The sequence below is a fragment of the Geminicoccus sp. genome (assembly GCF_036263595.1).
Lineage (GTDB): Bacteria > Pseudomonadota > Alphaproteobacteria > Geminicoccales > Geminicoccaceae > Geminicoccus.
On record NZ_DATAGQ010000046.1, the window covers coordinates 1 to 4,837 of the forward strand.

At 61.4% G+C, this 4,837-nt stretch carries 4 protein-coding genes; 2 read left to right on the plus strand and 2 right to left on the minus strand.

The genetic code is table 11. From position 1 onward, the window contains the following. Together VHL31_RS03785 and VHL31_RS03790 are read left to right on the plus strand one after the other, a co-directional pair. A partial coding sequence (locus tag VHL31_RS03785; protein WP_329659874.1) for an alpha/beta hydrolase occupies positions 1-248 on the plus strand: 248 nt, incomplete at its 5' end. A 279-nt stretch (positions 249-527) separates the two neighbouring features. After that, positions 528-1,709, plus strand: a complete 1,182-nt coding sequence (locus VHL31_RS03790) for an MFS transporter (RefSeq protein WP_329659875.1) — start codon at positions 528-530, stop codon at positions 1,707-1,709. A gap of 378 nt (positions 1,710-2,087) precedes the next feature. Here VHL31_RS03790 and VHL31_RS03795 read toward each other — a convergent pair whose 3' ends face one another. Then, entirely contained in the window at positions 2,088-3,149 is a 1,062-nt protein-coding gene (locus tag VHL31_RS03795) for an alpha/beta hydrolase (RefSeq protein WP_329659876.1), read from the minus strand. Between the two features lie 133 nt (positions 3,150-3,282). After that, the gene (locus tag VHL31_RS03800; RefSeq protein WP_329659877.1) at positions 3,283-4,455 is read right to left on the minus strand and encodes a serine hydrolase domain-containing protein; all 1,173 of its coding nucleotides are present in this window, start codon (positions 4,453-4,455) and stop codon (positions 3,283-3,285) included. Positions 4,456-4,837 lie beyond the last annotated feature (382 nt).

The following is a 4,837-nucleotide window of genomic DNA, read 5'->3' on the forward strand; positions in this document are numbered from 1 at the left end:
GCATGGCTTATGGCGCGGCATCCATGCAAAGCGGCTACCCGAGCTTGCGCATGCCGGTGACGATCATCGCAGGCAAGGAGGACAAGGTCGTGGATGTCGACCGACACGCGGTGCGGCTCCATGAACAGATCCCGCACAGCATCCTTCAGCTGGTGCCGGGGGCAGGGCACATGGTTCATCACGCCGTGCCAGATCAGATCGCTAAAGCCATCGAAGCGATCACAGGGCCAGCTGACGAACGATGGTGATCAAGCGGCTGTCAGAAGGCTAGCGCCAAAGCGTCGATCTCTGATAGCCGCACAAATATCAACGACGATCGATGGATAACCCATCTAGTCAGCCCGTGAAATATCGACCTTCTCCTCGAACTGACCCATCTCACCGCCCATCGACTGGCTATTCTCAGTCAGCCAGTTCGAGGGTAATCGGGACAACCAAAACCAAGAGCCCTACCGATTGCCCTGGCCGAAAGACGTGATCCCGGCATGAGCCAAGTACTCTCCTCGCCTGTCCGCACACAGACGCACATGGCGGTCCTGCTGGTCCTGAGCCTGACCCACCTCCTGAACGATCTGATCCAGTCGCTGATCCCAGCGGTGTACCCGATCCTCAAAGAGGCCTATGCGCTCGATTTCGTGCAGATCGGCATGATCACGCTGACGTTCCAGGTCTCAGCCTCCCTTCTGCAGCCCGCGGTCGGCCACTACACCGACAGCCATCCGATGCCCTATTCGATGGTCGTCGGCATGACGTTCACGCTCGCCGGTCTCGTCGGGCTGGGTTTTGCCTCGACCTACGGCCTGATCCTTGTGTCGGCCGCCTGCATCGGCATCGGCTCGTCGATCTTTCATCCAGAAGCAACGCGCATGGCCCGCAACGCCTCAGGCGGCCGCCAGGGGCTTGCGCAGGGCATCTTTCAGATCGGTGGACAGGCGGGTGGCGCGCTGGGCCCACTGCTGGCCGCGCTCATCATCGTGCCGCGCGGCCAAGCCAGCCTCACGTGGTTCGCTTTCGCCGCGGTGCTTGCCATCATGCTGATGATCTGGACAGCCGGTCGACACATGGAAATCCGCAAGCAGGTCGCCGCCGCCAAAGCTTCCATCTCCCAAGCAGCAGCAAGCGGGACATCCCATTCCGGCAGGACGGTCGTGGTCGGCCTGATCGTCTTGACGTTGCTGATGTTCTCGAAGAACGCCTACATCGAAAGCTTCCGATCCTTCTACACCTTCTACCTGATGGACCGCTTCGACGTCCCGATCCAGACGTCGCAGATGATGCTCTTCGTGTTTTTGGTGGCTTCTGCCGTTGGCGCTTTGATCGGTGGCATTCTCGGCGACAGGATCGGTCGCTATCGGATCATCTGGCTCTCGGTTCTCGGCCCTCTGCCGCTGACGCTTCTGTTGCCCTATGTCGACTTCGTCTGGACCGGCGTCCTGACTGTCTTCATCAACCTGATCATGGCTAGCGCTTTCGCGGCGATCCTGATCTATGCGATGGAACTCGCGCCGAATCGGATCGGTCTCATCGGTGGGCTATTTTACGGGCTGAACTTTGGTTTGGGTGGGATCGCTGCCGCCATCCTCGGCGGACTGGCCGATACCATCGGCATCGAGCGCGTCTATCAGCTCTGCTCATTCCTTCCGCTGGCAGGGCTTCTCGCCTGGTTCCTGCCACGAATCGATGACCGCCACACTAAGCAGAACAGATGACTGGCACTGCGCCAGAATATCAATCTGAGCCGATGTCCTTCACCAGCGCGATATCCTGTTTGTGTTCTACACCAACCAATAGGTGACGATCCCACCAACAGGTACCAGGACACGCTTCCAAAAGCTGGTCGATGTGCAGGCTGATCCTGGCTCAAGATGATCGTTCACGCGTCGCGACCTGGATCAGGCTGGATTGGCTACTTTCTGCTCCTGCACACAACGCAAAACTCCTGATCCCCGCCAGTCTCCCGAGCCGCCGGAGCCGAGCCTCTTGCTCCTCCGCTCATGCTGCACGACGATCCTGTCGGATTGGCTAGTTGCACGGAGACATCCCCAATAGGCGTTTCGGCATGCTGCTCGGCTGCAGGCGCGTCTGCCTCATGGGGCCAGGAACCGCCGCATCTCGCGGACGACGAAGTCCTCGCGGTTGATGAAGAGATAGTGGGACGTGAAGGCGGGCAGCACGCGGACGACCGGTTTGGGACCATCGCCGCCATGCTGGAAGAAGCGTTCGATCGTCTGCTTCTGCCAAGCCACGATGCCCGGAAAGTTCCTGTCGAACAGCGCCTGGTCGGCAGGCTCCAGGTACCAGTAATGGGGTAGCCGCACCTTGGCCGAGTAATCGGCGAAGATGCCCAACCGGGGTGCCTGGATCCTGCGCCAATCGACCAGGGGATTGGCTGGCGCTTGCACACCGGCGAGGATCTTCGCGGAGATCTCCGGCGGGTTGGCCGCGTCGAGAACGGCGCCTGTGCTGCCGAAGATCAGGCCCAAGCAGGTCGATGTGTCGTTCTTGCGGGTTCCTGTCAGGCGCGCCTCGGCTGCCTGAAAGGTCAGGAGCGAGCGCGTGTCCTCATCGCTGAACGCGACGCCGGGAACGTCGGGGCGCCGGAACCTGGTGGCAAGGTCATAGGCGTCCAGGTAGACCAGCTTCTCCACTCGAGCGGGATATCTGGCACCCAGACGGCTCAGCTCCGATCCTGCGAGCGAATGGCCCGCGAACGAGGCCTGCTTTATCCGGTGGGCATCCATGACCTTGATGATATCACGCGTCCGAGTCGCAACGTCGTAGCCGTTGGCTGGCCGGCTCGATGGCAGGAACCCCCGGCGGGTGATGCCGATGACGTGAAAGTCGCCGGTGAACTGCACCGCGAAATCATCATAAATGTGCGCGTTGTCACCAAGCCCGGTCAACAGCACCAGCGTTCGCCGGTTGTCGGCGCCGCCAAAGTCGAGCACTTCCAGCTCGACGCCAGGGGCGACCTTGACCCGGCTGACCTCATGCGGGTTGCTGTCGCGGCATTCGGCCGGCAGGTGCCCCCGGCCATGCTTTGTCGCGGCGGCTGGTGGTGCGGGCGAGGCGGCGGCTGCCTGCAAAGGGGCTAGGCTGAGTGCGACCAAAAACACTGCGCCCCAGAGGGCAGCGCGAGCGAGACTCATCCTTGCTTCTTCCTCTTGCTGCACCGGATTCGACCGTACCGGTGCCGCCACGGCCTTCATGACCGGCCCTAGCTCCTTCTGGCGTCACCTCGACCAGGCGCTCAGGTCGAGACCTTGATCTTGCGTCTCCAGATCAGATGGCCTCGGACAGGAGGCGAGCGGCGAGTTGCTTGGCGAGGCCTGGGCTGCCCAAGCCAGGATCGTTGGTGAGATAAAGGTTGGAGATCACGACAATGCTCGCATCCACGGCAGGGAGATGACCCAGGAAGGTATCGTATCCCTGGATGTTGCCACCATGGCCGATCAGCCCGTCCAGCTTGGCCAATGCAAACCCGTACTTCTGGTCGGTGAACGGCTTGCCAGGAGCATAGGGCGTCCCGTCCAGCCATTTCGTCCTCTCCTTCTGCACGGTCTTCGAGATCAGCCGCCCGGTCGCGAGCGGCTTGGCGTAGCGCAGCATGTCCTGTGGTGTTGAGATCATGTTGCCGCAAGCCCAGGCACCACTGCCTGCGTGGATCGAGGTGATCTGGGCAAGCGAGGTGTAGTCTGGTCCCTTGAGGCTATAACCCTCAGGATGAGGATACTGGTACTTGGTGTTGAGCGGAAAATACGTGTCGCTCAAGCCGAGTGGCTTCAAAATGCGCTGGCGGATGTTCGAGCTGAGCGATCGTCCAGTGAGGTTCCTGATGATCATGCCCAACAAGACGAAGTTCGTATTGCTATAATTCCATCCCTGGCCTGGGGGGAAGTTCGGGGGCCTGGAGAGGCCGATTGTGACAAGCTCTCTGGGCGTTGCCATCGTGAAGGGCCTGGTCCAGATCCTAGCGGACGGATCGCTGCCAGGCTCGACGATATCGACGTAGTCGAAGAGGCCACTCGACATGTTGCCCAACATGCGGATCGTGATCCGGTCCGCGTCAGGGATCGGCGGGATGGCGCCGCGGATGTGTTGGGACAGCGTGTCGTCCAGGCCGATCAGGCCAGCATCGACGAGTTGCAGCAGCACCGTTCCGGTGAAGGTCTTCGTGACGCTGCCGACGCGCATAAAGCCGTTGGCCGGCATCGGGCGCCGGCCGCGCAGATCGGCCAGCCCAAAACCTCGGTTCCAGACATGGCCGTTGGAGAACCGGATGCCGACGGCGACCCCAGGCGTCTTCGGGCTCTGCGCCTGCCAATCCTTGATGATGGGCGCCATGGCCTCATCGACATGCCGATGAGCCTTATGGGAGGCCGCTCCCTCGGCCAAGGCATGTCCAGAAAGGACAGCACCCGCCAGGCCGGCAGCAAAGCCACGTCGTGAGATCATGCCGGCTGCCCCTGTCCGTTCGTTGCGCGTGCAGCATGGCATCGATCTTCAGAGAAAGCCCCTATCCAGTGGTTCCCATCCTGTCGTGGAGGGATGCCACTGGCCAGCCAGGCCTTGTGCCAAAGCCAAGTGCCTCAATTGGTCAGGTCACCTCAACTCAAGCCAGACCACCCCATAGGGGCAGGACCAGCTGCTCTTCACGCCTCGACAGGCATGTGTGTTTGCCTCCAAGCTCGACACGGCGGCGACGCGGGGGGTTGCACAGACATGACGTTCGCGGAGTTCGCGGGCTATGTGGCCGCCGGGCTCGTGTTCGCGACGTTCTACATGAAAACCATGATCCCGCTGCGCCTCGTTGGGATCACGAGCAACGTCGCGTTTC